The sequence below is a fragment of the Komagataeibacter intermedius TF2 genome, assembly GCF_000964425.1.
In the GTDB taxonomy this organism is placed as follows: domain Bacteria; phylum Pseudomonadota; class Alphaproteobacteria; order Acetobacterales; family Acetobacteraceae; genus Komagataeibacter; species Komagataeibacter intermedius.
Window position 1 is genome coordinate 1 of record NZ_BANF01000818.1, and the last position, 239, is coordinate 239.

Consider the following 239-nt stretch of genomic DNA (forward strand, 5'->3'; position numbering starts at 1 on the left):
TTCATGCAGCACTACAGGAAGAGTGCGGCGAAGCAGAAGCTGTTCGGTGATCTCAATGCCGGCCGCAAGCGGATCCTGATCGGCTCGACGGCGACCATGGGCACCGGCGTCAACGCCCAGCAGCGCCTCAAGGCCCTGCATCATCTCGACGTGCCGTGGCTGGTCTCCGACATCATCCAGCGCGAGGGGCGTATCGAGCGGCAGGGCAACCAGCACGCGGAAATCGAACTCTACGCCTA

At 63.2% G+C, this 239-nt stretch carries 1 protein-coding gene; it reads left to right on the plus strand.

Going from position 1 to position 239, the window contains the following annotated elements; all coding sequences use genetic code 11:
- Window positions 1-239, plus strand: a 239-nt coding sequence (locus B7449_RS19320) for a helicase-related protein (protein WP_048884125.1), incomplete at both ends; no start/stop codon positions are given.